The sequence below is a fragment of the Microvenator marinus genome, from assembly GCF_007993755.1.
Taxonomy (GTDB): Bacteria; Myxococcota_A; Bradymonadia; order Bradymonadales; family Bradymonadaceae; genus Allomicrovenator; species Allomicrovenator marinus.
Window position 1 is genome coordinate 3,396,282 of record NZ_CP042467.1, and the last position, 25,356, is coordinate 3,421,637.

A 25,356-nucleotide genomic window follows, 5' to 3' on the forward strand; every position below is an offset into this window, starting at 1 on the left:
TCAATAAACGAAGTCGTCGTCGCCTTCACTGATGGTGACCACCACAATCGTGTCCGATTTGACGCCGGCATCGAGTGCCATCCACGCATTCTCCAACATCGTGGCATGGCCTGCTTCATCGGCAATCACGTGCAGAATCTGCTTGGTCCAGGCGTCTTCTGGGGCCACGTTCGCCGAGCTCTCTTGGATATCCCCGAGTTTGTCGGTTAGGAGGTCGTTGGCGCGCTGCATGGTGTAGGGTTCGGTGCGCGGGAACGTGACAGCTCGGGTGACAGAGACTCCGACTTTGTGAGTGTCTATCTCCACCAAGAGGTCGGTAATCTTGCCCTGAGTCGTGTAGACGACCTCGGTCTCGGTCTTTAAGAGTGCGGCCATCTCACAGCGGTGCAGGACCTCGTAGGAGAAGACTTCCGAGAAGATCGAGCTTCCGCCCGCGTTGCCGTCATTGATGATTTCCTGACCACCCTCACTCAGCCGCTCGAAGTCTACGTCATCGTAAGGGTCCATCTCAAAGTCGATGGTGTTGACATAGAAATACGGGTCCACCGACTCGATCTCCATTTGGTCGATCTCGCCGCAATCACCACTGATTACGCCAAGGGGATCCGCATCCGGCATGTCTGGCGCGGCATCCATTTCGGCATCCGCCTCAGCATCTGGCTCCATGTCTGGGGCCAGATCCTCTTCCATGTCCGCGCCCATATCTGGAGACAAGTCCGGGCCAGAATCGTCTTCGGACCCAAGGTCGGACGTGCCCTGGTCTGACGTGCCCTGGTCGAACGCGAGGTCAGGCACGTCTGGAGTTGTCGGAGGCGCAGCATCCTCACCACACGCAAAGACGAAAGCCGAGAGCAAAAGAATCAGCAGAACTTTCATTACGCTGCCTCCTCCGGCTTCGCGGACTCCGCATCTGGCACGCTTTGTGCCACGTGTTTGGCGAGCTTTTCGCGGCTCGTTGCGAGGAGTTTCTGCACACGTCGTGTGGCCTCGAGGCGTTCTTCCACGCGCTTGAGAAGCTCTTCCTGATTCAAGTTCTCGCCGCGCTCCTTCTGCACCTGCTCCAAGACCTCTTCGATCTGGCGGTAGAGTCGGTCACCCGCGTTCTCCACAAAGGTTTTGAGCTTCGAGCCGTAATCGTGAATGAAGCGCAACATCTCGGCTTCGAGCTTCTCGCCGGCGAGCCGAATGGCTTTGACACCCTCTTCACGGGCTTGCTCCTTGATTCGGTCGTCCACCTTATCTTTCAGCAGGAAGGCTACCACCGGCGCGGCGAGCGTCAGCAGGCCGCCTACGATAGCGTTCGCAAAGAAGAGCACGGAGACGCCAAAGGCCCCGAGTGCGAAGACGCCGATATCGTACGCGATAGTATCCACTTCTAGATTCAGGTCGGCGCTTAGGCCCAGTTCATCGCGGATTCCCTCCACAGTCTCGCGTAGCGAAGCGTTCGTAACCTCGATGATCTCTTCGGCGAGCTCTTCGAGCGTATGAGCCATCTCGGTGCCTTCTTTCTCAATCCAATCCTTAAACGTGTCCTGAATGAATGCGGGAAGGAATCTCTTGATGTCTCGGGCGTCAGCGCGCTCGATCTCGATGGGAAGTGCCTCAGCAAATGCGTTGGTGAACGAGCGCACGTTATGGCGCGTCGCGGCCGCGATATCCCCGACCGAGTTGTCGATCTGGTCGATATTCTCAGAGATAAGCTGTCGCGATTCCACGAGTCGTTTGTGTACCGCAGCAATTCGCTTGTTGAGTTCGTCTGCCTCGAGCTTGTAGCCCTGCCGCTTGATCTGCAGGTTTTGCTCCAGCATGCCTCCGACCCTCATTCCGCCTGCGATGGCCGAATCCAAGATGATGAACGCACGTTGTTCGTCCAGGAATGTCCCGAGGTTGTCCCTGAACTGCGCAAAAGCCGCAGGTGTAGAGCGCTTCTCTTTTTGCGCCTGCAATGCCTCGCGCGCTGAGAACGCGTAGAGTTCAACGTCGCCGATGAGCCCGGCGAGCCGCTCGCGGGCGTAGAGCTCGACCTCGCGCGCATCGGCATCGGAGAGGGCATCGATCTTTCCCAGAATGAAGATGATGCGATCGCGATTGGCTTTGAGCAGACGGTCTTTGATGAAGGTGACTTCGCTCTTCTTCAGCACTTGCGTGGCGTCGAGCACGTAGAGAATCACGTCGGCGCGCGGCAGATAGCCATAGGTGATCTCGACCTTCTGGCGCGAGATATCGTTGACGCCAGGGGTATCAACCAGCACAAGCCCATTAGCGAGGAACGGATTTGGGTGCGAAATCTCAACGTATTCTGGCTCGATGGACGCTTCTTCAACGTGTTTGACGACGCCTTCGACGTCGGTGATCTCGATATCGTAGATCTCACCGTCCATAGCCGGCTTTACGCGTGCTTTATGGGCTTCGCCGTGGACCAGATGTGTGATGACCGCGGTGGTAGGGGTGATGCCCATAGGCAAGACCTCTTGGCCGAGCAGCGCGTTGACCACCGTGGATTTACCGTGATTGAACTCGCCGAGCACCACGAGGGTGATGCGGCCCTTGTGGAGCGAGGGGATTCGGTCCTCGACGATCTCTTTTTCCAGGGTGTGGAGGTTTGAGTTCGCGGCAATCTCGGCGAGCTCTTTGAGCAGGTCTTCGACCTCGTCGGCCTTGATTGGAAGGTGGCTCTTTGGCTCGTCAACGTGTTCTTCGCTCATAGTCATCCTCATCTATTCAAACTTTCATCGGCTTCGGGGCACCACTTTCGCCAAGCGTCCCATAATGGTCTAACGGACACATGGTTTGTGTGACATTGAGTAATATCTCTTGGAGCCGGGCACCAAGACCTACCGTGAAGTTTCGCGGAGCCCGCGGATGGTGCACTTCATCCGTGTGAAGTTGCTACCGTGGGGCGCAAACTATGGCGATCTTGTCCGTTGCCGACCTGCGGACATTACGAAAATCCTGTCACAGCCTCCTTGTGTTCTACGTTTTGACCGGGAGCAATCTACTCATGGTGCCCCGGAGTCGATGAAACTCACTTTACACTCACACCTAAATCACGGAGATCAATTCTTCGACCTCGCGGTCCACCTCATCGAGTGGACGGCCTCCGCGCTCACCCTTCAATGCCTGAAAGTACGAACTTTGGGCAAAAAGCCTCAACGCTTGGACCCGTTTGGGCAAGTAAGGATGCCTCGCGAAAAGCTCTTGGAACCGCCCAACGCCTTCCTGTAGCTCGCCAAGTTGAGCCAGGTACTCGTCGATATTCATTTCTTCGAAAAGCTTCTCAGACCCCAAAGCAACCTTCATCAGCGACATCAAAGCGACCTGCTCGTTCTTGCAACAGACAAGACCCGCGCGGTCACAGGTGATCTCACCTCGACGGCTCCACGCATTCAGGGCCATGGATGCGGGCAAACTCGCCCATTTCACATAGACACCGATGCCCTGCGCCATAAAACTTGCAGCCGTGTGATAAACCACGTGTGAGTTCTGGATGTGGCCACACTCGTGGCCGATCACGAACCGCACCTCATCGTCCGAAAGCTTGTCTACCAGTGCGCTATTCACCAGGATGAAAGACTCTTCGTTGGTACCGTAAGTCCCAGCATTGATGAATGGGCTCTGGCTCACATAGACTGTGGGCACCGGAATATCGAGCGCTTCGGCACACTCTACAACGATATCGTGCAGATGAGGGAACTGACGCCGGCTCACTTTGACCGATGTCCCAAGCAGCTCATTCTTCTGGAACGACTTCCAAAATCGAACGCTCGACTCAACCACCACGCGCACCGGCGCAAGCCGCTGAAGCTGTCGCAATACCTTGACGTCGCCCGAGAACGCGTAGTCCCCGAATCCACCGCGTGACTCCTTGCCACCGCCTGGATTCTTTTTACGGTCTACGTATTTCTGAAAGTCGAACTCAGCTGACATAAATCCTCACTTCGCGTGTCCACTCTATCTAACACACGGACTATTGAACTTCATTTCCTTCAACCACCAAAGTTTCTTCGGTAGTCCGCCCGCCAGCATCAGATGCCGCAATCACAATTGTAAATTCAGCATTGCATACCAGAGGTGGCGTAAACTCCACCGGTGGCGTCCAGGTGAATCGGTCGTCGGCATCATCGTCGGCAAGGGTGTCCATAGAAAGGCCGTTGATAAAGCCCGTCACGCTGGACGAAACCAAGTCCCGGTCGTCGTCCGTGACCACCACCGATACCTCAGAAACCGTCGGGTACTCACCCGTGGAGCCGCCTTCACACAAAACCTGTGGAGAGCCGATGACGGGCACGTTCGGGGGAGGCTCTTCTTCGCCACAACCCAATCCGAGAACTAAACACATTGCACATAAGATTCGTTTCATTCTTCCCACTCTATCCAACTGGTTTGCGCGTAGAGGCTATAAAGGTCTGCGCCCATATCTTTAGATTCCCATCGCTCGGCGCCACAATACCAGAGCGGATATCCGTCCTTCTTCTGGCAGTAGCCAGCCTCGTAAGGCCGCGCCAAATCGTAACGAGGTGCATCTTCGAGGCTCCCGGACCAGACCGCAATCACGGGCATTTCGTCAGTCGCCTTGAACGCCTTGCGGCACGCTTCGTACCAGCGTTTGCGCTGCGTCTCACCCATGGCTCTGTAGCCGTAATTGGCCAAGGACGAGAGCTCTTTGGCGGCTTGTTCCGAGACTACAGGGTCGGGCGAGTTGACCAAACGGCAAAGCTGAAATAGCGCGCCATCTCTTAAGTCGTGGTCGTAATCCGGGAGTTCAGCTGTCTCTACGATCCGAAAGTTCTTTGGCTGCCCATTGCGCGTCAACCACCCAAGCCCACGCGCGAGAAGCGCCGCCTCACTTGGCCGAATCTCGGCCCCGAGCTCCGAAAAATGCTTGTCGGCCACCATCACGAGGTCTTCGCCCTGTGCCGGCGCGACCTGGAACAATATACTCTGACACGCAGCGGCGCCTTCGTAATCCATGTTGAGCGCACAGACTCTGGCCCACTTCCAAAACTCAGGTGATTCGGGCCGCTCTCGCCACTCCTTAAACGACTCGATGGCGTTCGATACCAGCCGCGCGTTTCCTTCCCATGCGCGGTTTTGCTCCCAGAATTCATGAACCTCTTTTTGCAAGTCTTCCCGCGGCAGCTTGTCCGCAAAATACAAAAGACTCAGGCACGCATACGGGGCGTTTTCGTCGCGACGATCCACGGCCTTGAGGAGCTCGAGCCGCATCGTGTCGGACACGGTACCACCGGCAATCTGCTCAGAGCGCACGCCACACGCGGTCTCATTTGTGGCACGGGCGCCGAACCGTAGCGCCGCCACGATTTCCTCGTCAGTCCATGCCCGTGACCTTAGCTCGGAGCTTTTCAGCGCATCGAGTTTAGACGCCACATCTTTTTGAGCCTGCGCGGCATCGCTGAGCTTCTCGACAACCGCCGCATCCTCAGGAGACACCACGGGTTTGGGCGCGTCTTCAGGCCGCAGCCCCATGTAGATCGCGATGGCCGCAATCGTGACCAGCACCAAAGAATAGTCGATTGCGCCTAGTCCTTCTTCTTGTTCCGGTGCCGGGATGTGTAGCTTCATCCATGTCCCAGGGATCGAGTCAGCGTAGTCTTATACCAAACTCGGTCGAGCTTCGTGCATCTTTTATGAACACGAAATTCGAGTTCGAGTCAGTCGATAGGACTCGATAGTAGGGCCCAACCTGATATGTGACAACTTTGGTTGGGAAAACACCTTCGGTGTCGAAGTTTCTCGACACGAAATGCGGCGAGATTTCAAAGGTGTAGGAGAGGTCTCTGACCGGTTCGACCTGAAGAGATTCTTCTGCTGTACCAAGCTCGGCGCCTGGATACATGAAGAACGACAAGTACGGGCCCGTGAAGGTCTCGCCAGTCTTTACGCGGGATTGCCGCTTGGGCTCGAATGGGTTGGCCGGTGCAGGTCTCTCGGCGCAAAGTCCGAACTGATTCTCTCGCTCCGACAAAAGCCCGCTGCGCTCGCCGTTGACCACCCAGGTGTCTAGCGGTCGAACTTCCCACGAAATGCCCGTAGGGAAGCATTCACGCGTCGGGAGGGCTTGTGCAAAGCCTTCGATAGGGGCGAGGAAGAGCTCGGTGGCGGTCATGGCCGCAACCCGATAGGTCAAGAAGCCCGGGTCGCCAGCAAAATCCGCACAGGCCTCGGTGTCCGCGGGCGGCGTGGTGATGATGGCCACGTCGTCTTCAAACACACCGGCTCGGCAAAGGTCAACGCCGGCATCCAAGACCGCGACCTCGGTGGCCTCTTCGAGCATGATGCTCTCGGTCGTTTCGGCAAAAACACCATCAGATCGGCGAGTCGCCGGAAGGGCGCCTTCGTAGGTGACGGTCCAGCTTTCAGCGATAAGCCGCGAATCAAACGTGCGTGCGCTCGACCCGAGCTCCAAGAAGAAATCGTCGGTTTCGCCGCCGACCCTGAAGAAGGCTTGCTCAAAAGCCAGCAAGTCGGCGCGGCTGAACGCGTCGAGACTCAGGATCGAGCTCGGCTCGATACCCGTGGCGTCCAAAGAGAGTGGCTGAGGCAAAAGCGGTGACGTGCAGCCCAGCTCGCGTGGGGCGCCAGGAACACCAGCCAAATTACGTAGTTCATTTTCCACAGATTCGGGGAGCTGGCATGTGCCTTTGCCTGCCACGCGACCTTCAGCGCCGGCAACATCCACCAGACCAAAACGCGGATTGACGATCATCGAGGTTCCGTCCTCACAGAAGAACCGCCTCTTGAGAAGCTCGTCGTTCTCACAATCAGTGCATTCCGCCGCACACTCGCCTGCGAAATCATCGCGCGCGATCAGCGGAAACTCTGGAATCTGCGTGCACTTGAGCTCCTCGGTCGCGGCGAGCTCCTCGAGGTCCAAGAAGTCCGAGTTTAGGAGTTTGCGTGCCTCACTCGTCGCTACACGGCAGAACGTATCCATGGTCTCGACGTATCGAACCCGGCCCGTATCTTCGGTGACAAACGCGCCCCACGCATAACGGACCACGACCTCGTCGAGCTCATAAGCCGCGCGATCTGTGGTGCCTTCGAAGAAGCTCTCCGAGCATGGAACGCCGATATTATCCGTTCTCAAGCAGTCGCGGCGCACGGTTCCGGTCACGTCCAGTGGTCTTGGGAACACAGGGACGCCCACGAGATTCGTGAACTCATCCACCCGTGGCTCCACCGAGGTCGCGGCGTTCACCAAGACTTCTCGGGCCACGTCCAGGATCACGACCTGATTTCGCTGTCGGTCGACGAGGTACGCGAATCCACCGAGCTCATCGATCGAAATCGCGTCAAACCCCACAAACTTAATCTCGTCTTCAGATTGGCCGAGCGGCCCGAAGCACCCCGGGTCGTCGGGGTAGTCGATCAGGCCATCTCCGTCATTGTCCACGCCATCATTGCAGGGTGCGCTTGGTACGGAACCTACGGTGGGTCCGCTCTCCGAGCTCGTTGGGCTAAGGCATTCGGGGTCGTCGCGGTCGGTCAGGCCGTCGCCGTCGTTGTCTTCGCCGTCCTGGCAATCGCCCGTGTCAGCAGCTACGGCTGCTTCGGTGCCGTAGGGACCAAAACACTGCGGGTCAGCCTGGTCGATCAGGCCGTCGCCGTCATTATCAACGCCATCGGAACACTCAGATGTGGCGCCGATCTGGTTCGAAATTGCGAACGTGGTCAGGTCCACCACCACCACGTAGTCAAACTCGCGAAGCGTCACGAACGCTTTGAGGCCATCGGGTGTGACGGCCAAGTCCGTGGCGGTGCCCGGAAGGTCAAGCGTGGTGCGGGTATCCGTGGGCTCTTCGCAGCCGCCGGGCTCGCACGTGATGCCATCCATGAACACGAGCTGTGTCGGGCTGCCTTGAGCCACGGTGATGAGGTCGGCACCGTCGCGCTTGCTCACTTCAAAGGCGATCGGCGTGTCGTCGAGCGAAATTCGAGCGTCCAGGACCTCGGGCTCCCAGATATTGACGAGGCTGATATCACGGTCGATTTGGTTCAGCGTGTAGGCCACGGTACCATCCGTGGACGCGGCTACGTCCACCGGCAGGCGCCCAACGGCCAGGTGCGTCACACCGGGTTTGGCCTGGGTGAGGTCCGCGAGGCGAGGCTCGGTGGTGTCCAGACCCACAAAGGCCAGCCGGTCCGAGTTCTCGTTGACCACAAGTCCAATCGCACCGGGCGCGTCGTCTTCGCATGCCTCAAAGATGGGCGTCGAGATCTTGTCTTGCACAGAAAAATTCAGGCAAACACGGCCTTTGGCTACGGCGATGGCGGTAGGCGCATTGAGGCTGATCGGAGGTGAGGGCAGCGCGTCTGTACAGGCGCTTAGCCCCAGTGCCATGAGTGCGAGTGTCTTTTTCATCAGTACAACTTCCGAATCAGGCGGTGATACCTGGGGCTCGCCGGGTCGAGGTCGATGACGCCGACCGATCCACACGGCTCCTCGAGGTAATCGTCGCAACGTCCGCCGGAGCGCGCGAGGTCCTCAAATAACGAGACATAACCGCGCATCCCACGTGGGTCTGCGGCAAAGAAATAGGGCTTTTCGCCGAGCTCAACTTCGGCCACTACGGCGCCGATCGCAGGGTCAACCACTTGGATTGATCGGCCTTCAAAACACGGGATATAGAGCAGGACTTTGCCCTGACGCTCTACGCGCACGATGTCCGACGGCTGGTCGTTGAGCGTGATAGCTTTGGTCACTCGGTGTCCAACGCCGGCCCCAGTCTCGAGGTTCGTGGGCAGGAGCTCCACCACATGAAGCGCATCTGGATTGCGGGTCACTACGTAGAGTGTTTGGCCGTCCGGCTCGAACGCGATGGCGCGAGCATCGATGGCTGAACCGGGAAATCCGTTGAGCGTAACCCGGCCGCGGTCGATGAGCGCCTGGACCGACCCTTGAACGGGTTCGAGATAGGGCTGGAACACGGCGACGTCGCGCGTAAATCGGCCAGCTGCGTAGAAATCGCGGGTGCCCGGGCGCAAAGCCACGGCATTCGAGCCTTCAACGAACTCAGCCGAGCGCATGGTGGCCGTGCTCAGGTCGCCGCGGATGCTGATCGAGGTCAGGTTGGTGCTCCGCAGGTGCGAGAGCCCAATGATGTCCACCGAGTCGATGTCAGACGCGAACTCTCCGCCTTCTGGGGCGCGCACGTTGAAGGTGCCGGCGCCGAGCGTGATGATATTTTGGTCGGCCTCGAGGCCGAGTGAGCCCGCGAGTCCGGCTGCGATAGTGGCTTCGGTGTCCGTCTCATCGGCGACGTAGGTTGCAAACCCGCCGGCTGCCTCAAGACGCCATTCCCCAGCCGCTGCGGCTTCAATGACGAGCTCGCCGCCAAGCACATCTGTGGCGACTGCGAGTCCGAATGGGTCCGTAGGAATGAACGGTGCACCCGACACATTTGGGACGCGGCGCAACGCACAATCGCGTGAGTCCGAGCTGCCTTCGCACGAAATCGCCGAACCATTCTCAGCCACATCCAAAACCAGTAGCTGGTTGTTCAGGCGCGCCGTCACGTACGCCTTGCTGGCGTCAGCGTTGAGCTTGATATTCGCACCAAAACTCGGGATGTACGGCCCTTGGCCGTCAAGAAGTTTTTGGGTTGCGAGGTCGATGACGCTGATGGTGCCACCCGAATCCTCGCGGTAGCGCGTGTCGAAATTCGAGTTCACCACGTAAAGAAAACGGCCGTTTGGATGAACCGTCAGGCCGACCGGCCAATGCAGGCGATCGGTACGCGGTAGCGGGTCTTCGTAGCCGGCCGAGCAGCCAGTTCCCATCACCGTGAGTCCCACCAACGCCGATAGGATAAATTTTTGAGCGAGCTTAAACTGATTCATTCGAACCCCGAAATGCCGCCTCGGATTATCACCACAACCCCTCTCAAAGCAAGTCTAACGTGTCGGGGCTCTTATCTCTCCCGTTCCGGGCGCCATAGCCGCTCACCGCGGTTTTGGTAGGTGAACTTGGTGGAGCAGATCAAGGGATTGCGTCGATCCACACGCGGGTTAAATGGATCATCAATGGTCTGGTAGAAAACAGAAGTGCCCCTGGGTACCTTAATCTGGAGGTCAGGAAGTACCTCAGCATATTTGCAGTAGAACCCGACCCGCAGTTTCTGAAGGCAGAGATTCTCCCACACCAAGACTTGAAGGGCCTCATCGGCAAAATACTCCTTCTCTCTTGTGAAAATCCGAAGTTGGTCAGCTTCATTCTCAGGGCATTTCACCTTGTACGCCCCGAGGTCAAAGGAGCTCGGAGAAATCAGGTCGCAGATAAAGACAGGAGTGATTGGCCCCGTTTCACCATTCAACCTGAATGGGCCAAAAAGCGCGAAGACATACCGAGGTTGGTCTTCTGGTAACGATGCCAAGAATACGGAGTCGAGCTCATCAATCTGCAACGTGCCTTCGATCGGGGTTTGCAGCTCAAACTCCACGCCTGACCAACTCTCCGGTTTCTCACACGAGTTGTTTTCACCTGCAAATCCTGGTTCGGCCCAGACCAGTGCCGCGACTATAGGCAGTAGAAATCTGCGTAACATGCTTGCTAACTCGACTTCCGTTTTAGCCCGAGTTGAAGTCCAAAGATCTTGAAGATTGAGGTGAGTGTTTCCATGGTTGGGTTGGCCTCGTCGTGCTCAAGTTTGCGCAGCGTGCGAACAGAGACCTTGGTCATACGCGAGAACTTTGCCTGATTCACCTTGGCCACATCAACCCGAAGCCTGCGAATCGCCTCTCCCCACGTCCATTCACCACTATTCACCTTCTCCACCACTTCATCGTAGAAGGCATCTCGTTCTTCGATATCCATAGAATTCCCCAGCTTTTCAGCTAGATGCCGCCTATCCGCATGGCGGCAGTTTAATGCCGTTTTTGGGATCTAGCAACTTTCTGTTCGGCACTATGCTGCCGGTGGGCCTACTCGGCGACTTCGGGCTCGACTGCCTCCGGCTCGACAGCCTCAACCGCGCCCTGCGCTCGCCAATTCGCTGCAGCCAGCTCGCCCTGACGCGCATAGTCGATGGCCTCGCCGAGGACCATGGCAGCCTCCTGAGGGGCGTGGAAGCCCATCGAGTTCTCCGAGGCAATGAAGTCCAGACGCCACTGAGCTTTACGTTGTAACTCGCGAGCTTTCGCCAGCTGTTCATCCGAGGCGCCCTCGGCCTTTGCCTTTACGATGGCGTCGATCAGCCCAACAATTGCGACTCCGCCGCGCTGCAGAAGGTCGTGATTACGGTCCTGAATCTTGGCAACGCGCGAAAGGAGTTCCGCCTCGTCCACGTGGTGACAGGTCTGGCAGGCGCGATTGACGTTGAGCAACGGGCTTCGAACCCAGTGGTCCGAGACTTTCGTGGCACCATCGCGTTGGTACGGCATATGGCAATCCGAGCAGGACACGCCGGCACGTGCGTGCACACCCTGGCTCCAGAGTTCGAACTCAGGGTGCTGCGCCTTAAAGACATCAGCGCCGGTTTCGGTATGCGTGAAGTCCTTAAACGGACGGTCGCCCTCAAATTTGCGCTCTTCCCAGTGCTCCTCAATATTCGTGGCGGTCAAGCCCTTGCTCCACGGAAACTCAAGCGGGATCTCGCTCGCGCAGTAGTACTCCACGTGACATTGACCACAGACGAACGAACGCATTTCATTTCGCGACCCATCGACGTTCGGGTCGTAAGGCTCCTTGCGGTCGCCCTTGCGCCAGAGCTCCACGGAAGGAAGGTGCGGCGTAGGTGCTTCGGACTCGGCGAGTCGCTGAATGCCCTTGATGAAGCCGGGGCGAGTGACGCGAAGCTGCATGGACTCGGGGTCGTGGCAATCGCCGCAGCTTACCGGGTGTGCGTGCCCCATATCGTGCAGCTTCTTGTTCAGGTCCTTGTATGCCCACTTATGGCTCTCCTCAAAACCCTTCATGGCATCGCCATCTCCGAGCTCGCGGTAGAGCGGCATCACAGCGGCGTGACAATGAAGGCACGAGCCCGACTGAGGCTTCGTCTGCCGTTCAGTCTGCTCCTGGTCCTCGAGCATATAGGCGTGGCCGCGGCGGTCGCGGTAGTCGATGGAAAACGCATAGCCCTGGAACATGCGCTTTAGCCACGGGTCGCGCTCGATCTTTTGCTCGGGCAAAGCCTCACTTCCGCCGTGCCCGCCAAAACGAGTACGCGTAGAGACAGCCGTGCGCTTGTACGAGTCGTACTGCCGCGGCCAGTTCTTGCCCCAAACCTCGGGGTCGGTGGTGTCCTCATCTACATCCACCACGCGCACGTACGGCGTTTGGGCCTCGGTCTTTCGCTCAAAAATATTCAAGAGCAGCGCCGTGATTACTGCCGATGCAATGATCGAGACAATCAGGACTCCGATCAGCATCAGGCGTGTCTTGCGGGTTTTATTTTCACTCATTCAATTGCTCCTTCCACTCTCCGGGCCTTTCTCGGGGGCCCAATCCGGCGCGAGAGCCGTGGCCTACGGTCCAATGGCAATGTACACACTGCACAAAATCTGGGTCTGACGTGGATCCCGGAATCATGTCGTGAACGAGGTCGCCGTGGCACTCAAGACAATTGTCCTGCAAGAGCCGCCGGTTCTTCTCCTTGATCACGATGGGTTCGCGGAAATCCTGAAACGTAAAGCCTTTCGAGTGGTAATATCCGTTCTCGGCTTTTGCGATATATTTGGGGATGAAGTCGTGGGGCAGGTGGCAATCCACGCACGTGGCCACGGTGTGGTGAGATGACTTCTGCCAGCCATCGTACTGAGGCTGCATGATATGGCAGTTCGCACACGCGGCGGGGTCGGTACTAAAGTACGAAAGACCTTCGGCGTACTCAAACGTATATAGACCCATGCCAACCACAGCACCAACAAGTACTGCTGCGGCAACAGATAGCCACCTAATTAACGAGTCTGCTCGCTCCTCACTCATGCCTGCCCTGATCTACTGCTCAGTTTGCCCTGTCCGTTAACCTTATTGCATGATCGAGTCTCTGTCTAGTTAAGCCTCTTAGGACGGAGACCTTTGTCCGAGTTGGATGTTCCGTGCTACTGGTAACTATCCAGAAATCATCACGAACCCTGCTGCTCGATTCAGGCCAAGCCATGAACTACATACTTGCTGCCATCGCCGTCTTTCTCATCACCTCGTGCGAGAAATCCAAACCATCCGAGCCAGAACCGAAAGAAGCACGTCCGAAAACCTCAAATCAGGTCAAACCCGAACCCGCCCCTGAATCAAAGCCAATCACGATGGCTTATATCACCGGAGAGGACGTGCAGCTGGCGACGGTGTCCAGAGAAGGCATTGTTGCGGGGCAAAAGCTGGAACTAGACCACAAGCCCATTGCGCTTCACTGGATGCGAGAAAAACTCTTCATCCTCACCCACGACGACGAAGACCCACCAAAGTTCGAACTCATCGAATACACGAACCAGAAGAGGCGAAAACTCGATCTTCCGGAAGCTACGGCATGGGCCGTGCCACATGATGGCGATTTTTCAGCTCACGAAGAAGGCGGCGCCTTGTTTGGCGACGACCGAGAACTCTGGATGCGACGCTGCGCCGGAGGGTACATGGGCGATATGAGCGGATGCACAACGTTTGGTTACGTGCGTTTACTACCCGAACTTCTCGAGAAACAAACCGAGGCCCCCAAGAAACCACGATTTGGTGTGAGATTTGTGGACGCACCTGCCGGCTACGACGTGGACGTGGACTTCGATGACGAAACCGAAACGGGCAAACTCGTGTGCAAGGACAACGACGCAGCACCGGTAGTCTTGGACCCGCAACAACTCGGGATGGAGCCCGAAATGGTGCTCTGGCTCTCCCAAGACCCTCCGATCTTCGTCGTCAATCAATACGACCAGAGCGGCGAAGGACTTTTCGACTACTACATGATTTTCACGCCCTGTGAGTCCAAACCCCATGCTGAAGAAAGTGTGGCCGAATACGACTTCGTGTATGGGCCAAATGGCGCATGGGCGGCCGAGGGTGGCATCTATCTGGACAACCAGCGCATCGGTCAAGTGGATTTCCAAGAGGCCGACATTCCCCGCTACAGCGGTCCGGGCCTCGCCTTTTCATTCGTCGAGGACTAGCAAAAGTGGTGGCCCGCTTTACTGAGTGTTGGTAGAGTATCAGGCCGAAGCTTGGACCTTTAGGGGAGAAATACGAAGTGCTAGCCAATATTCCGAATTTCCTTAGAACCATTATCCCTACATGCCTATTGCTGGTGCCGAGTCTAGGCCATGCGCAATTCAATGAGCCCGATTTCGGAAATCATCCTAATCCTGCTGAGGTCCGCAAAGTCGTCGAAGCCAGACGTGGCAAGATCCAAGGCTGTTTCAAAGAACATTCGCAAAGCATGCCGGAACGTCTCGATGTTCAGTTCACTATCTGGAAAGATGGCGGCGTGAATTGGGCATCTATCGATGATTCTGGCATCAAGGATCCGAGCGTCACCCGATGCGTACGGGATGTGATCCTCCTCACGAAATTTGCGCCACCCAATGTGGAAATCGCTAAGATTTCCTACCCCTTTTTCTTCGGTGATTCGAAACCTCCGGTTTCTCAGGGCGTTGTCTACAATGTGATTGCGGGAGGAACGAATGACGTGCAGAAGTGCTACGAAAATGCGTTGACGAGCAATCCTGGCTTGGCCGGAAAGGTGAGAGTTGAGTTCGTGATAGCCACCGACGGCACCGTCCATTCGCAGAAGGTAGTCGACACGGCTCTCAATAATGCTCAGGCGGAAGATTGCATCCTTGGAGTTTTCTCCAAGCTGAAGTTTCCCAGGCCGAAAGGTGGCGAGGTGATTGTCACGTTTCCGTTCGTCTTTAGTGTGAGCGATCCTTCGGACGTCTTCAAGGTGATAGAGAAGAACTCAAGCGCCCTCGACCTTTGTTTCAAGACGGCTCAGGTGGATCCAGCAGCCTTTCCAGGCCTGCGAGTTCGATTCGAGATTTCCGAGGGCGGCAAGCCAGGACCCTTAAGCGTCTCTGGGCAGGAACCAAGTGACGCGAGACTCTCCCAATGCGTATTGGACGCCATCGCCCGCATGAAGTTTAAGTCAGCATCCCACAAAGTTACAATGAACTTTCCGGTCAACTTCGCAACGGTGATGAAGGCGCAGAAAGATAAGTCCCTGGACGACGGCGCATCGTTGAAACCCGACGTCACTCGCGAGGTGGTTCGGCAGAATAGAGAGGATATTCGAGGATGTCATCAGAAAGAACTCGCAAGAAATCCTGAGCTTGAGGAGCGAGTAGCGACAACATTTGTGGTTTGGCATGATGGGACCGTGGTCTTCGCAGCCGTTACAGGATCGACCCTCGACAACTCAACGGTTGAGCAATGCATCGTAGATGAACTCCTCACATGGACCTTTCCAAAACCTAAAGGAATGGCCATCATCAACTACCCATTCGAGCTCTCCAAATGAGGATAGTCTTCGTCCTGGCACTTTTAATCCCTAGTCTTGCAGGTGCTCAAACCGCAGAATCAGGCTCCCAGACTAGCCCTGCTGACAAGCCACGAGCACACCTAAGTATCATCAACCAGAAGAATGAGAGTATTGACGAATGTTTCGCCACGCTGACCAAGGAGCCTTCTCAACATCCAGGGGTGCGCGTCAAATTCGTGGTCTCAAAGGAGGGCACACCGACTCTCATGATTGCATCCGAGGCCGAGAATCCCGATCTTACGAAGTGCGTGCTCGATGTGGTGGCCACCGTGAAGTTTCCGCCTGCGTCGAGGGAAGTTCTCATGAACTACAATTTCGCCTTCAAACAAGAATTTCCTCCCCATGATGGTAGTAGCTACAAGAAGAAGTTTATTCGTCAGGTCATAGGCGAGAATGAAGAGAACATTCAACGTTGTCACGACATTGGGCTCAAAGAGGACCCTGAGCTTCACGGGAACATTCAGACCAAGTTCTACATTTGGTACGACGGCACTGTGCTCAAGTCGACCATTGAGAGTTCTACTCTGAACAATCCTGATGTGGAGCTATGCATCCAAGAGGCGATTCTTGGCATGCGTTTTCCTGAACCGCCCCTCATGGTTGTAGTTGCATACCCATTAGACTTTAAGACCAAGGAAAAGGGTGATGAATAGACGAGTATTGACGCTAATCTTTGGACTTGTATGCGCCGCGTGCGGCGACGACGGAGCGGACTTGCCAGCAAACTGTCAATCTGGCGACATCACCGGAACCATCGAGGTCCTGGCACCACGAGATGTGACAGCCTGCGGCGAAGTCGCGCTTAAGAGCATTGCTCAGGGCACGACCCTCAGGCTGCGACCTGGCACAGTTGTGGACATGTTCGAGGGCCAGAGTTTTGCTATCGATACGGTGTCGCGGCTTATCGCCGAGGGCACTGAGGAGCGACCGATCATTTTCCAAGCTGCCACCAAGCGTGGCTGGTCCACCCTCTCGTTCCCCACCAGCGTGAACGCCGAGCCGTCTATCCTGAAGCACGTGATTTTCCGGGGCGGTCGTGGCGATGACCCCATACTCGCCGTCCACGACGGAGTGCGTCTCAACCACGTTCAGATTGAGGATACGGATACGGGACTTTTGGTCTCTGGTTGGGATCCTCAATCCTCAAATATCCAGATAACGACCCGCGAGACACCACTTATTCTACGCACCGAAGAAGCCCTCTACGACCTGCATAAGGTAGAAGGCCTGCGTGTCGATAGTGAGACGAAAATCCAAGTCGAAGGTGAAAGTTTCGGGGAGGTCGTTCTAAAAAGCGTTGGGGGCTACTACGAGTTTGAGCACGCGGAGTTCGACAGTCTTGATGTGGGTCCCCATTCCCTCGTCTTTGTGCGAAATGGTCTGCGGGCAACGAACGTGCGGGTCGAAGGCCCAGTAAGTTTCTATTCGGATCACGACCTCGCATTTCAAGGTGGTGTGATCGGCGACCTCAAGATTGATGGGGCAGGACGTGTTGAGTTTTCTGACGTCTCACTCAACAACGTGACTGTGCGTGATGCGGAGCATGTCCGCCTTGACGGGGAGATCTTGGCAAAAGGTCTCGAAGTCACGCGAACTATCGACTCTACCTCGAGTCTGGCCTCCTTTGCCCCTGGTGTTTCCGTAACCGATTCAGTCTTCGAGGACCTCAACATACCTGTGGTTCTGGAGTTCGATGGGGCGCTCAACTTCGTGGGCAATGTCGTCACCGGTTCAGACACATGCATTCAAACCTCCACGGATGACACCACAGACTATAACGCCGTAAACACCCTGAATTGCCCAACTCCCGTGCGTTGAGAGTCCTACTCTACTGAACGCAGGGCGGCCTCTTGCATCAGTCCGGTAAGCCGCTGCGCAAACCGTGCGGGCGACTTAATCGGGCTGCCTTCAGCCAGCAGGGCGTGGTCGTAGATCATCTCCACCCACTCGTTGACTTTGCCGGCGTCCGAGCTCGACATCTTGTTCAATGCTTCGATGAGCGGGTGATTTGGATTTAGCTCCAGAATGCGTTTTTGCTCGGGCACATCTTGATTCTGTGCGCGTAGCATACGTTCGATATGCGAAGCCAGACCACCCTCGGGAACCACCAAACATGCGGGTGAGTCGGCGAGGCGTTTAGAGAATCGAACCTCCGAAATCTCGTTCTGTAACACGTCCTGGAAACGCTCAGTCAAAGGCTTCAGCTCTTCTTCTTTGGCCTTTGTTTCCTCGCGCTCTTCCTCGGTCTCGTTGACGTCGAGCTCGTCCTTGGAAGCGTCTACAAGCTTCTTTCCTTCGTACTCTGGAAGTGTCTCAATGGCCCATTGGTCGATGCCGTCGGTGAGGTAGAGCACCTCGTATCCCTTCTTACGAAGGACCTCGAGGTGCGGGCTTCCATCGAGCAACGAACGCGACGCCCCGAGTGCATAGTAGATATGCTCTTGGCCTTCTGGCATGCGCTCAATGTACGCGTCTAGCGATGTAGGCTCGTCCTGCGTGGACGACTCAAATCTGAGTAGTTTTGAGAGTTTGTCTTTGTAGGTGGGGTCGTAATGCAGACCTTCTTTGATGACCTTCCCAAAATTCTCCCAGATGGCCTTGTAGTCGTCTGGTCGCTCGTCTGCGACCTCCTGCAACAAGTCCAGTGTGCGCTTGGTAAGTTGTTTGCGGATGGTCTGGACAATGCGCGAGTCCTGCAGAAGTTCACGGCTCACGTTGAGCGGTAGGTCATCGGAGTCCACCACGCCCTTCACAAAGCGCAACCAGCGCGGCATCAGGGCTTCCGCCTTGTCCATGATGAACACGCGCTTCACAAACAAGCGCACGCCGTGTTCTGCATCCGCGTAGAAGAGGTCAAAAGGAGGGCGGCTTGGGATAAACAAGAGACCGGCAAACTGCTGTGTTCCTTCCACCTTGAAATGGGCGCGGGCAACCGGTGGTTCCCAATCGCCGCTGAGGTGCTTGTAGAACTCCTCGTACTGCTCATCGGTCACATCCGAAGGCGTACGCTGCCAGAGCGCGCTCGCCTTGTTGATCTGCTCCCATTTCGGCTCTTCCTCGTCCTCGCCGTACTTCATCTCGAGCATCTCGATGGGATGTCCCACGAAATCCGAATACTGTTTGACCAGCTGGCGAAGCCGCCATGGCGACGCAAAATCCTTCTGGTCCTCACGAAGGTGCAGCACCACAGAGGTTCCGCGAACGTCTCGCTCGGCAGGCTCCACGGTGAACTTCTCCTGCGCGTCGGACGACCATTTGAAGGCGGCATCTTCGCCAGCCTTCTTGGAAATCACCTCTACCTTGTCGGCCACGAGATAGGCCGAGTAAAAGCCCACACCAAACTGCCCGATGATATTGACGTCAGCGCTCTCACCGCGTGATTTGAGCTCTTCGAGGAAGGTCCGCGACCCCGAATGCGCAATGGTCCCGAGAAGCTCAATGAGCTCCTCCTCAGACATCCCGATACCGTTGTCCCAAATCGTTAAGGTGCCGGCTTCTTCGTCAGCCTCCAGGCGAATTTTGAGGCCGGAATCGTCGCCGAGCAGCTCAGGCTCAGTTAACGCCTTGAACTGAAGCTTGTCGAGCGCGTCAGACGCGTTTGAGACCAGCTCACGAAGAAAAATCTCTTTGTTCGAATACAGAGAATTGATCACCAAGCTAAGAACTTGGGAGACTTCCGCCTTAAATTTACGAGTTGTTTTCGCCATTATTTATCCTCTCAATTACAAACGTACACGCCTAGAATAGCGCGCCAAACGTGAGCGCCCGGACCCAAGAGTCAAGGAGAATTTCTTCAATGTTTTGTGAATTGAGACTTAAAGGCCTAGTCAGGGCTCGCGCGGGTCTTGGGGCGGTAGTACCAACTCTTTCGTCTCTTGGCGCCGGATAGCAGTTTCCAGGCGTTGGATCTGGGAATCCAAGAGTTCACCAATACTTTGAGCCTCCAGCCACTCGTGCAGTGCACGATTCATTAGTGTTTGATAGCTACCATCTTCTCCAGCAAGATCTTTGAAACGCTCAACGATATCAGCATCCAAACGTATAGTGAGTTGTTTCTTCGGGGCCGAGGCCAGGCGTAGGTGTTCCCGTATTGCCTTTGGGCCCCGACCGATGAACGTCCTGTTCTCTGGAACTGAGCTATACTCTGCTTCCAGTCGGTCAAGCTCATCGGAGATTTCTTTGTCTGCCTTAATGTTTGAACTCATCTTGCCACTCCTTACTTGCCGGAAAAGCCGTGACTATTCGATAAAGCGGGAGATCTTCGTCACTGATTATCACTTGAAGCATCCTTCCCTCTTTCGTTGGTCCGACGCACATGTCTCTACCGGGGTTTCCCTGAGGATCCTCGAAGTACATTGAGACTTCACTCTCCATTACATCGACGACTTCCGCGAACGTAACTCCGTGCTTTTCCTGAACCATTAGGTACTTTCGCTCGTCCCAAATATATCCAGTATCCATAATTCACCGGAACCGAGGCCAACCCCTATAACAACAATTGTAGTTACGGCAATGCTTGCAGTCAAGTCAACGCAATCACTTAAGAAGCTTTCTGGCGATCTTGAAGACGAGCTTGCCGAGGAAGACTACCGGATGGGTACTCTTCTTTGGAGGAGGCGTGTAGGTGGACTGTGGGCGCTCACGCTCAGCCTTTGGTGCTTCCGTCTTGGGAGCCTCTTTCTTAGCTTCGGCTTTGGGCTCGGCAGGCTTCTTTGGCTCAGCAGGTTTCTCGGTTTTCTTTGCAGCGGGCTTTGGCTTTTCTGACTTCTTGGCAGCAGGCTTGTCTGCTGACTTGGCTTTTGCGGGCTTCTTGGCCTCTGGTGTGGCTTTCTCGGCCTTAGGTGCCTTCTCGGCCTTAGGTGCCTTCTCGGCCTTAGGTGCCTTCTCGGCCTTAGGTGCTTTAGGCGTCTTTGCTTTGGTAGGAGCCTTGGGTGCTTCCACCACGTCGGCAGCCTTTCCGGCAGCGCTCTTAAGCTCGAGGGCCGACTTCAAAATCGACTTCTCCTTGGCAGCACCCACACCCTTGATGGTCTGGAGCTTCTTGTCTTGTGCAGCCGCGATGAGGTCATCAAGACTCCTGACCCCCAGATCATCATAAGCTGCTTCGGCGTAGGCCGGCCCAAGATTCTTCACATTGGCCAATGTCTCGATCACATTCTTTTTTGTAGCTGCCATGTCATCTCCTGAAAATTATTTGTAGAAGAGGGTGTTGTCCTCTTCAGATGGTCGGCGAGTCGGAGTCTAACGCTCTAATTCTTTGATTGCTATTGTAAATAAGAAAGACTCGAATCCAGGCTTGAGAAACTAACCCGCCTGAGTTCCAGACGAGAGACCCAATCTCGAAATCTTAGTCTCATCACCCAAAACCGCTCGGCACCAATCCAACCTCTCAAGGTACCACTGAACCGTGCGACGAATTCCCGAATCGAACGTTTCTTCGGGCGTCCAACCGAGCTCACTCTCAATCTTCGAGGCGTCGATGGCATAACGAAGATCGTGGCCCGGGCGGTCCTTCACAAAGGTAATGAAGTCGGCATGTTTCGTGCCGGGGAGGAACTCATCCAAAAGTCCACAAATCGTATGTACAACCTCGAGATTTGTCTTCTCGTTGTGACCACCAATATTGTAGGTCTCACCCACTTTGCCATGCTCCACCACGCGCACCAGCGCCCGCACATGGTCGTCTACATAGAGCCAATCACGGATATTATCGCCCTTTCCATACACCGGAATCGCGTCGTGATTTCGAGCCTTGAGAATCACCACAGGAATCAACTTCTCCGGGAACTGATACGGGCCGTAATTATTCGAGCAGTTCGTGATCAGAACAGGGAGCCCGAACGTATGGTACCACGCACGCACGAGGTGGTCGGATGACGCCTTGGACGCACTGTACGGAGACCGCGGAGAATAAGGCGTATCCTCGGTAAAGAACCCTTCGGCTCCAAGCTCTCCGAAGACCTCATCCGTTGAGATGTGGTGGAATCTGAACCCGGCACGTTTCGTGCCGTCAAGCGTTTCATAATAATCCCGCGCCACCTGAAGCAGTACCGCAGTGCCCACAATATTCGTTTGAATGAACTCGCCGGGACCATCGATAGAACGGTCTACGTGCGACTCAGCGGCGAGGTGCATGATGGTGTCGGGCTGAGTCGTTCGAATCAACTCTCCCATAGCCTGCGCGTCACATATATCGGCCTGAACAAACCGATATCGTGCACCTTCACTCACGCCTTCGAGCGACTCAAGGTGGCCGGCGTACGTCAACTTGTCCACATTGACGATATTCCAGTCCGTATGCTGAAAGAGGTATCGAATCAGCGCCGAACCAATAAATCCAGCACCACCAGTCACTAATACAGTCTTCAAGGCAACCTCACGAAATGTGGTTTTCTCTAAAAAAGCCAGCCTACACCCAGCCCAAAACTCCAGTCGAAGTGTTGTGGCCTTAAGATGAGGTCTAGGTCAAGTCCGACACTCAGAGTTTCCACGATGGCCAGCCCCGCGCCGAAACGCGTGCTCCCAAAGCCCTGAATGTCCCAGCCCGAATACGCGTTACCCGATGTATCCTCGATTTGGCTAAGACGTATCAACGGTCCGCCGCCCACCATGGCGCTCAGACGAAAGGCACCGAACCACTTTTCTAAACCGCCGTGAAAGCCCCAGAGAATCAGGTCATTGGAGGCCTCCAAGGGTCCAAAACTATTGGTTCGCCAGGACCAGTCCAACGACGTTTGGGCGCCAAACCACTCGCTGAGACGGCGGTCGAGACTCAGGCGCACGTAGTTATTACGCTCAAAATCACTGACGCGGTCCCAATGGTAGACACCGTATCCGAGGTCCAGACGCCACGTGTTTGTGGGCTCTACAAACACACCGGCCCAGTAGCTTTTATACGGGTCTTCTTCGGGAGGTGCGGCGTCTTCGGCGAAGGCAAGTGCTGACCAAAAGAGCGCCACCACGACCGTAAGCGTCTTCATTGGGCACACTCCAGGCTGGCCTCTAGTGGCGTCAGACGCTCCCTGAAGCGCTCGCAAACATGGGTGCGCTCTGCAGCCGGGCTCGCGTTCACAAACGCGTTGAAGAAGCTCACGATTCGAAAATCCGGGCCTGGACCGCGGATGGCGTAGAGCGAGTCGAGGACAAGAGCACCGAGCTCTTCGGCGGAAAACACATCGAGTAGCGACCAAATCGTGCTCGCCACCACACTCCCGAGGTCGTACGGGTTGTAAGTGAGCTCATCCTGATTTTGTGCAGTATCCAAGAGCCCTTGGTCTAGCGTTCGCAACACGGCCAAGTCACGGTCGATTCCAAAATCTGCCGTAATCGAGGGCTCGATGAAATTCGCGTCTCCCGTCTCAAGCGCTCCAAAAATATCCGCCACGCCCTCGTCTAGTGAGCGCAATTCATTGATGGCCGCGTTTGGCCATTCTTCAAAAAGGTACTCAGGCACGCGTTCATCGTTGTAGACCACTCGATTAAAGACGGCGTGCGAATACTCGTGGACCATCACGCCTCGGTTTGCGGCGAGCGGAAGCTCGCTGAGCAGAAATTGTGGAGGCAGCAAGAACGCGTCGAGCGTGTAGGCGTATGCGGCATTATCGGTCAGAAGCGGTATCGGCAATAGGATTGGCCCTGTGTCCACAGTGGGCCGGTAGTAGGTTGGAAGAGGCCCCACGGAATCTTGGAGGTCCAGTCCTTCGAAGTAGATTTTCGCGCGCTCGACGTGATGGTAGGCCGTGAGCATCATGAGTGAATCCGTGTCGAAGGGCACCACCACATTCGATTGCATCTCAAAATCGAGCTGCGGCGCGATATCGTCTCGGACCAGAAGGGCCTGCTCAAATTCCTCGGCCGTTTCTGGCGCGCTGACCCCGGCGTAAAGCTCACCGCCATGGCGCATGGTGAGTGCGCTTCCTCGCACTTCCACTACGGATTCCAGGGTTTCGAGGGGACGCTCAGCGAGCTGGTAGGTCTGGTCTTCGAGGTCCATGACCACGTAGCGAGTCTCGAAGTTGATGCCGGGCTCCGATGGGCCGCAACCAAGACTCAGGAGGACGAAGATTCCTGCGATTCCCAGAGTTTTCATACTCACTTCAACTCAAACTCGTAAACACTTTGGAAGTTCACGTTGAACGCATTCCCGCTGATTGCGAAGCGCAAGGTCGTGCCATCCGTTACATAAGGAATCTGGGCAGGGGCCTGCGCACAAACGGCCTCGCCCACAAGCGCCTCGGTGTTGGAGGTGTCCGATGCCATCGTGAAGGACACACTGGTGGCTGGCTGTGTGAAGGACTGACCTGTCGTCAAGAGAACATCCGAGACAATATCGGCGTCCATCGTGAACGCCCCGTCTTGGTAAACCACCTGGCCACGCGCCAGAATCTTGGAGCGCTCAAGGTCGATATCTCCAATCGGAGTGGCTGCGGACTCACGCCAAATTTCGATCGCCTTCAATTCATAGGTCCCGGCACTTATCGTGCCGCCGTCCAAGCCATCAACCTCGCCAACTACAAATCGCCCCTCGACTAGAGCCGGCGCGTCGAACCCACCTTCGAGGCACTGTCCTGCGGTGTACTCGACGTCCTCCAAAGTGCTCGTTTCGACATCATCGCAATAGCGAGCGGGCGGGGGCGGAGTCACGTACATGAAGTTGAAACACATCTCGTCTTCGGTCTTCGGGCCGGCGGTCACCGCGCCGGTGTTCGGATTATCAAATCCGCAGCGCGTTTCAATGCGGTCGCCCGGGGAGAGCGTGACAGGCGTGCTGTAGAAAAGCTGCGTCTCAAAATCCCAGTTCTTGAGGTCGATCAGATTTTCTCGCTCGCCTGATGCCCGCACGATCTCCTGAGAGAACGAGTCCCCGATTTCGTGCATATGCGGCATGCCCGCAAGAAGCCGTGTTTCCTGGCTGATCGGGCACTCACCCGTGACGTCTTGAGCCGTGCGCCCAGGCACCTGGAAGTAGACCGGGCCAATCGCCACCATGCCGTACTCGGTCCCCTCGGCCGGTCCGTGATAGAGCCGAACGCCGCTGCTATCCTTCAAGTCCTCGATACCCGCGCCGTTGTTGTAGTGCAGTTGGAGGACGTAGCGTTCACCACCTTGTGCGCGCAACCCTCCATCCTCGAACTGAACGGCGCCAGTTCCAGGAGCCCAGGCGTAGAGGTAATCACTGCCCGAGGGCATCCCAACGCAATTATGCGGCTCAAGCGGGGCGTTCTTATCGTTGTCCCGCAGCAGAACTACGTGGTGCAGAACCTCGGACTTGTCCTCCACGATTTCGATGCGCCGGATGAACTGGTCCTCGTCGAAAGGAATCTCGAATGTGAAGCATTGGTAGCGGTCTACCCAACCGGTTTCGATCGGAAAGTCGGGAGCGACAAGGTCGATGTAGGGTACGTCGGCCGGGGGCTCGGAGGGGCCTAGAAAGACCGGGCGGTTCACGGTCAGGCGCGGCACGGCATTGTACTCGCCTTCGGAGCACGTGGCCCAATCCACAAACTTAGCGACTTCTTCGGGCGTCATTCCGGGCATGCCGATTGGAGGCATGGTGCCTTGGCCTACGCGTCGGGCTCCAAGCTCGGCGCGCGTGATGTCGAAATCTCGAACCATTAGCGCGTCGTAGCTCGAGAGGTCGTGCGGCGCGCCATAATCAGGGGCAGGGCCGTGGCATCCCGCGCAGTGAAGGTCCACCAGTGGCTTGATTTCCTCCCATTGAGCCGCGTCAGGAACACAGCCGGTGACTTCTTCCGGGGGCTGATTTTCAGGCTCCTCAGGCGTTGAGTCGCATGCAGCGGCGAGCACAGCGACTAGGCAGAGGATCTGTCCTCGTCGGAAGGACGTTGAGAAGTTCATAGTTCACCAACTTTCAAGG

General features: G+C 56.2%; 23 protein-coding genes. 4 read left to right on the top strand and 19 right to left on the bottom strand.

The window, feature by feature from the left end; all coding sequences use genetic code 11:
- The 11 genes from FRD01_RS13940 to nrfH form a co-directional block, all read right to left on the bottom strand.
- Nucleotides 1-876 (bottom strand): hypothetical protein, encoded by an 876-nt coding sequence (locus FRD01_RS13940; RefSeq protein WP_146960622.1) that lies wholly within the window; start codon nt 874-876, stop codon nt 1-3.
- Entirely contained in the window at nt 876-2,705 is a 1,830-nt protein-coding gene (locus FRD01_RS13945) for a dynamin family protein (protein ID WP_249755625.1), read from the bottom strand. Before FRD01_RS13945 ends, FRD01_RS13940 begins: the two co-directional genes overlap by 1 nt.
- Nucleotides 2,706-3,042: 337 nt before the next feature.
- Nucleotides 3,043-3,927 (bottom strand): M48 family metallopeptidase, encoded by an 885-nt coding sequence (locus tag FRD01_RS13950; protein ID WP_146960626.1) that lies wholly within the window; start codon nt 3,925-3,927, stop codon nt 3,043-3,045.
- A 40-nt stretch (nt 3,928-3,967) separates the two neighbouring features.
- Entirely contained in the window at nt 3,968-4,360 is a 393-nt protein-coding gene (locus tag FRD01_RS13955) for a hypothetical protein (protein WP_146960627.1), read from the bottom strand.
- The gene (locus FRD01_RS13960) at nt 4,357-5,583 is read right to left on the bottom strand and encodes a hypothetical protein (protein ID WP_146960629.1); all 1,227 of its coding nucleotides are present in this window, start codon (nt 5,581-5,583) and stop codon (nt 4,357-4,359) included. Before FRD01_RS13960 ends, FRD01_RS13955 begins: the two co-directional genes overlap by 4 nt.
- Before the next feature lie 19 nt (nt 5,584-5,602).
- The gene (locus tag FRD01_RS13965) at nt 5,603-8,383 is read right to left on the bottom strand and encodes a YncE family protein (protein ID WP_146960631.1); all 2,781 of its coding nucleotides are present in this window, start codon (nt 8,381-8,383) and stop codon (nt 5,603-5,605) included.
- Nucleotides 8,383-9,861 (bottom strand): YncE family protein, encoded by a 1,479-nt coding sequence (locus FRD01_RS13970; RefSeq protein ID WP_146960633.1) that lies wholly within the window; start codon nt 9,859-9,861, stop codon nt 8,383-8,385. The genes FRD01_RS13965 and FRD01_RS13970 overlap by 1 nt, the downstream gene beginning before the upstream one ends.
- Before the next feature lie 71 nt (nt 9,862-9,932).
- The gene (locus tag FRD01_RS13975; protein WP_146960635.1) at nt 9,933-10,565 is read right to left on the bottom strand and encodes a hypothetical protein; all 633 of its coding nucleotides are present in this window, start codon (nt 10,563-10,565) and stop codon (nt 9,933-9,935) included.
- 5 nt (nt 10,566-10,570) lie between these two features.
- Nucleotides 10,571-10,834 (bottom strand): helix-turn-helix domain-containing protein, encoded by a 264-nt coding sequence (locus FRD01_RS13980; RefSeq protein ID WP_146960637.1) that lies wholly within the window; start codon nt 10,832-10,834, stop codon nt 10,571-10,573.
- Nucleotides 10,835-10,941: 107 nt separating this feature from the next.
- Complete coding sequence (locus FRD01_RS13985) at nt 10,942-12,420, bottom strand: ammonia-forming cytochrome c nitrite reductase subunit c552 (RefSeq protein ID WP_146960639.1); 1,479 nt, start codon at nt 12,418-12,420, stop codon at nt 10,942-10,944.
- Nucleotides 12,413-12,943 (bottom strand): cytochrome c nitrite reductase small subunit, encoded by a 531-nt coding sequence (nrfH, locus tag FRD01_RS13990; RefSeq protein ID WP_146960641.1) that lies wholly within the window; start codon nt 12,941-12,943, stop codon nt 12,413-12,415. Before nrfH ends, FRD01_RS13985 begins: the two co-directional genes overlap by 8 nt.
- A 173-nt stretch (nt 12,944-13,116) precedes the next feature.
- Here nrfH and FRD01_RS13995 point away from each other — a divergent pair, with 173 nt between their 5' ends.
- From FRD01_RS13995 to FRD01_RS14010, 4 genes are all read left to right on the top strand, one after another.
- Entirely contained in the window at nt 13,117-14,115 is a 999-nt protein-coding gene (locus FRD01_RS13995; protein ID WP_146960643.1) for a hypothetical protein, read from the top strand.
- Between the two features lie 77 nt (nt 14,116-14,192).
- Nucleotides 14,193-15,458 (top strand): AgmX/PglI C-terminal domain-containing protein, encoded by a 1,266-nt coding sequence (locus tag FRD01_RS14000; RefSeq protein WP_146960645.1) that lies wholly within the window; start codon nt 14,193-14,195, stop codon nt 15,456-15,458.
- Entirely contained in the window at nt 15,455-16,132 is a 678-nt protein-coding gene (locus FRD01_RS14005; RefSeq protein WP_146960647.1) for an AgmX/PglI C-terminal domain-containing protein, read from the top strand. The genes FRD01_RS14000 and FRD01_RS14005 overlap by 4 nt, the downstream gene beginning before the upstream one ends.
- On the top strand, nt 16,125-17,297 hold the full coding sequence (locus FRD01_RS14010; RefSeq protein ID WP_146960650.1) for a hypothetical protein: 1,173 nt from the start codon (nt 16,125-16,127) through the stop codon (nt 17,295-17,297). The genes FRD01_RS14005 and FRD01_RS14010 overlap by 8 nt, the downstream gene beginning before the upstream one ends.
- A 5-nt stretch (nt 17,298-17,302) precedes the next feature.
- Here the strand turns inward: FRD01_RS14010 and htpG are convergent, their stop codons facing one another.
- From htpG to FRD01_RS14050, 8 genes are all read right to left on the bottom strand, one after another.
- Entirely contained in the window at nt 17,303-19,186 is a 1,884-nt protein-coding gene (htpG, locus tag FRD01_RS14015; RefSeq protein ID WP_146960652.1) for a molecular chaperone HtpG, read from the bottom strand.
- Between the two features lie 120 nt (nt 19,187-19,306).
- Nucleotides 19,307-19,684 carry a BrnA antitoxin family protein gene (locus tag FRD01_RS14020; RefSeq protein ID WP_146960654.1) on the bottom strand — a complete coding sequence of 126 codons (378 nt, stop codon included), beginning with the start codon at nt 19,682-19,684 and terminating at the stop codon, nt 19,307-19,309.
- The gene (locus FRD01_RS14025; RefSeq protein WP_146960656.1) at nt 19,668-19,940 is read right to left on the bottom strand and encodes a BrnT family toxin; all 273 of its coding nucleotides are present in this window, start codon (nt 19,938-19,940) and stop codon (nt 19,668-19,670) included. The genes FRD01_RS14020 and FRD01_RS14025 overlap by 17 nt, the downstream gene beginning before the upstream one ends.
- 75 nt (nt 19,941-20,015) lie before the next feature.
- Nucleotides 20,016-20,654, bottom strand: coding sequence for a helix-hairpin-helix domain-containing protein (locus FRD01_RS14030; protein WP_146960658.1), 639 nt, complete (start codon nt 20,652-20,654; stop codon nt 20,016-20,018).
- Between the two features lie 129 nt (nt 20,655-20,783).
- Nucleotides 20,784-21,848, bottom strand: coding sequence for a dTDP-glucose 4,6-dehydratase (gene rfbB / locus FRD01_RS14035; RefSeq protein WP_146960660.1), 1,065 nt, complete (start codon nt 21,846-21,848; stop codon nt 20,784-20,786).
- 26 nt (nt 21,849-21,874) lie between these two features.
- Nucleotides 21,875-22,459 carry a hypothetical protein gene (locus FRD01_RS14040; RefSeq protein WP_146960662.1) on the bottom strand — a complete coding sequence of 195 codons (585 nt, stop codon included), beginning with the start codon at nt 22,457-22,459 and terminating at the stop codon, nt 21,875-21,877.
- Entirely contained in the window at nt 22,456-23,574 is a 1,119-nt protein-coding gene (locus FRD01_RS14045; protein WP_146960663.1) for a hypothetical protein, read from the bottom strand. Before FRD01_RS14045 ends, FRD01_RS14040 begins: the two co-directional genes overlap by 4 nt.
- Complete coding sequence (locus FRD01_RS14050) at nt 23,571-25,337, bottom strand: monooxygenase (RefSeq protein WP_146960665.1); 1,767 nt, start codon at nt 25,335-25,337, stop codon at nt 23,571-23,573. Before FRD01_RS14050 ends, FRD01_RS14045 begins: the two co-directional genes overlap by 4 nt.
- Between the last annotated feature and the right edge of the window lie 19 nt (nt 25,338-25,356).

What these genes read in the sequence shown, in the direction of transcription:
- FRD01_RS13940 (WP_146960622.1), bottom strand. Translation starts at nt 876, where the DNA reads ATGAAAGTTCTGCTGATTCTTTTGCTCTCGGCTTTCGTCTTTGCGTGT.
- FRD01_RS13945 (WP_249755625.1), bottom strand. Translation starts at nt 2,705, where the DNA reads ATGAGCGAAGAACACGTTGACGAGCCAAAGAGCCACCTTCCAATCAAG.
- FRD01_RS13950 (WP_146960626.1), bottom strand. Translation starts at nt 3,927, where the DNA reads ATGTCAGCTGAGTTCGACTTTCAGAAATACGTAGACCGTAAAAAGAAT.
- FRD01_RS13955 (WP_146960627.1), bottom strand. Translation starts at nt 4,360, where the DNA reads ATGAAACGAATCTTATGTGCAATGTGTTTAGTTCTCGGATTGGGTTGT.
- FRD01_RS13960 (WP_146960629.1), bottom strand. Translation starts at nt 5,583, where the DNA reads ATGAAGCTACACATCCCGGCACCGGAACAAGAAGAAGGACTAGGCGCA.
- FRD01_RS13965 (WP_146960631.1), bottom strand. Translation starts at nt 8,383, where the DNA reads ATGAAAAAGACACTCGCACTCATGGCACTGGGGCTAAGCGCCTGTACA.
- FRD01_RS13970 (WP_146960633.1), bottom strand. Translation starts at nt 9,861, where the DNA reads ATGAATCAGTTTAAGCTCGCTCAAAAATTTATCCTATCGGCGTTGGTG.
- FRD01_RS13975 (WP_146960635.1), bottom strand. Translation starts at nt 10,565, where the DNA reads ATGTTACGCAGATTTCTACTGCCTATAGTCGCGGCACTGGTCTGGGCC.
- FRD01_RS13980 (WP_146960637.1), bottom strand. Translation starts at nt 10,834, where the DNA reads ATGGATATCGAAGAACGAGATGCCTTCTACGATGAAGTGGTGGAGAAG.
- FRD01_RS13985 (WP_146960639.1), bottom strand. Translation starts at nt 12,420, where the DNA reads ATGAGTGAAAATAAAACCCGCAAGACACGCCTGATGCTGATCGGAGTC.
- nrfH (WP_146960641.1), bottom strand. Translation starts at nt 12,943, where the DNA reads ATGAGTGAGGAGCGAGCAGACTCGTTAATTAGGTGGCTATCTGTTGCC.
- FRD01_RS13995 (WP_146960643.1), top strand. Translation starts at nt 13,117, where the DNA reads ATGAACTACATACTTGCTGCCATCGCCGTCTTTCTCATCACCTCGTGC.
- FRD01_RS14005 (WP_146960647.1), top strand. Translation starts at nt 15,455, where the DNA reads ATGAGGATAGTCTTCGTCCTGGCACTTTTAATCCCTAGTCTTGCAGGT.
- FRD01_RS14010 (WP_146960650.1), top strand. Translation starts at nt 16,125, where the DNA reads ATGAATAGACGAGTATTGACGCTAATCTTTGGACTTGTATGCGCCGCG.
- htpG (WP_146960652.1), bottom strand. Translation starts at nt 19,186, where the DNA reads ATGGCGAAAACAACTCGTAAATTTAAGGCGGAAGTCTCCCAAGTTCTT.
- FRD01_RS14020 (WP_146960654.1), bottom strand. Translation starts at nt 19,684, where the DNA reads ATGAGTTCAAACATTAAGGCAGACAAAGAAATCTCCGATGAGCTTGAC.
- FRD01_RS14025 (WP_146960656.1), bottom strand. Translation starts at nt 19,940, where the DNA reads ATGGATACTGGATATATTTGGGACGAGCGAAAGTACCTAATGGTTCAG.
- FRD01_RS14030 (WP_146960658.1), bottom strand. Translation starts at nt 20,654, where the DNA reads ATGGCAGCTACAAAAAAGAATGTGATCGAGACATTGGCCAATGTGAAG.
- FRD01_RS14040 (WP_146960662.1), bottom strand. Translation starts at nt 22,459, where the DNA reads ATGAAGACGCTTACGGTCGTGGTGGCGCTCTTTTGGTCAGCACTTGCC.
- FRD01_RS14050 (WP_146960665.1), bottom strand. Translation starts at nt 25,337, where the DNA reads ATGAACTTCTCAACGTCCTTCCGACGAGGACAGATCCTCTGCCTAGTC.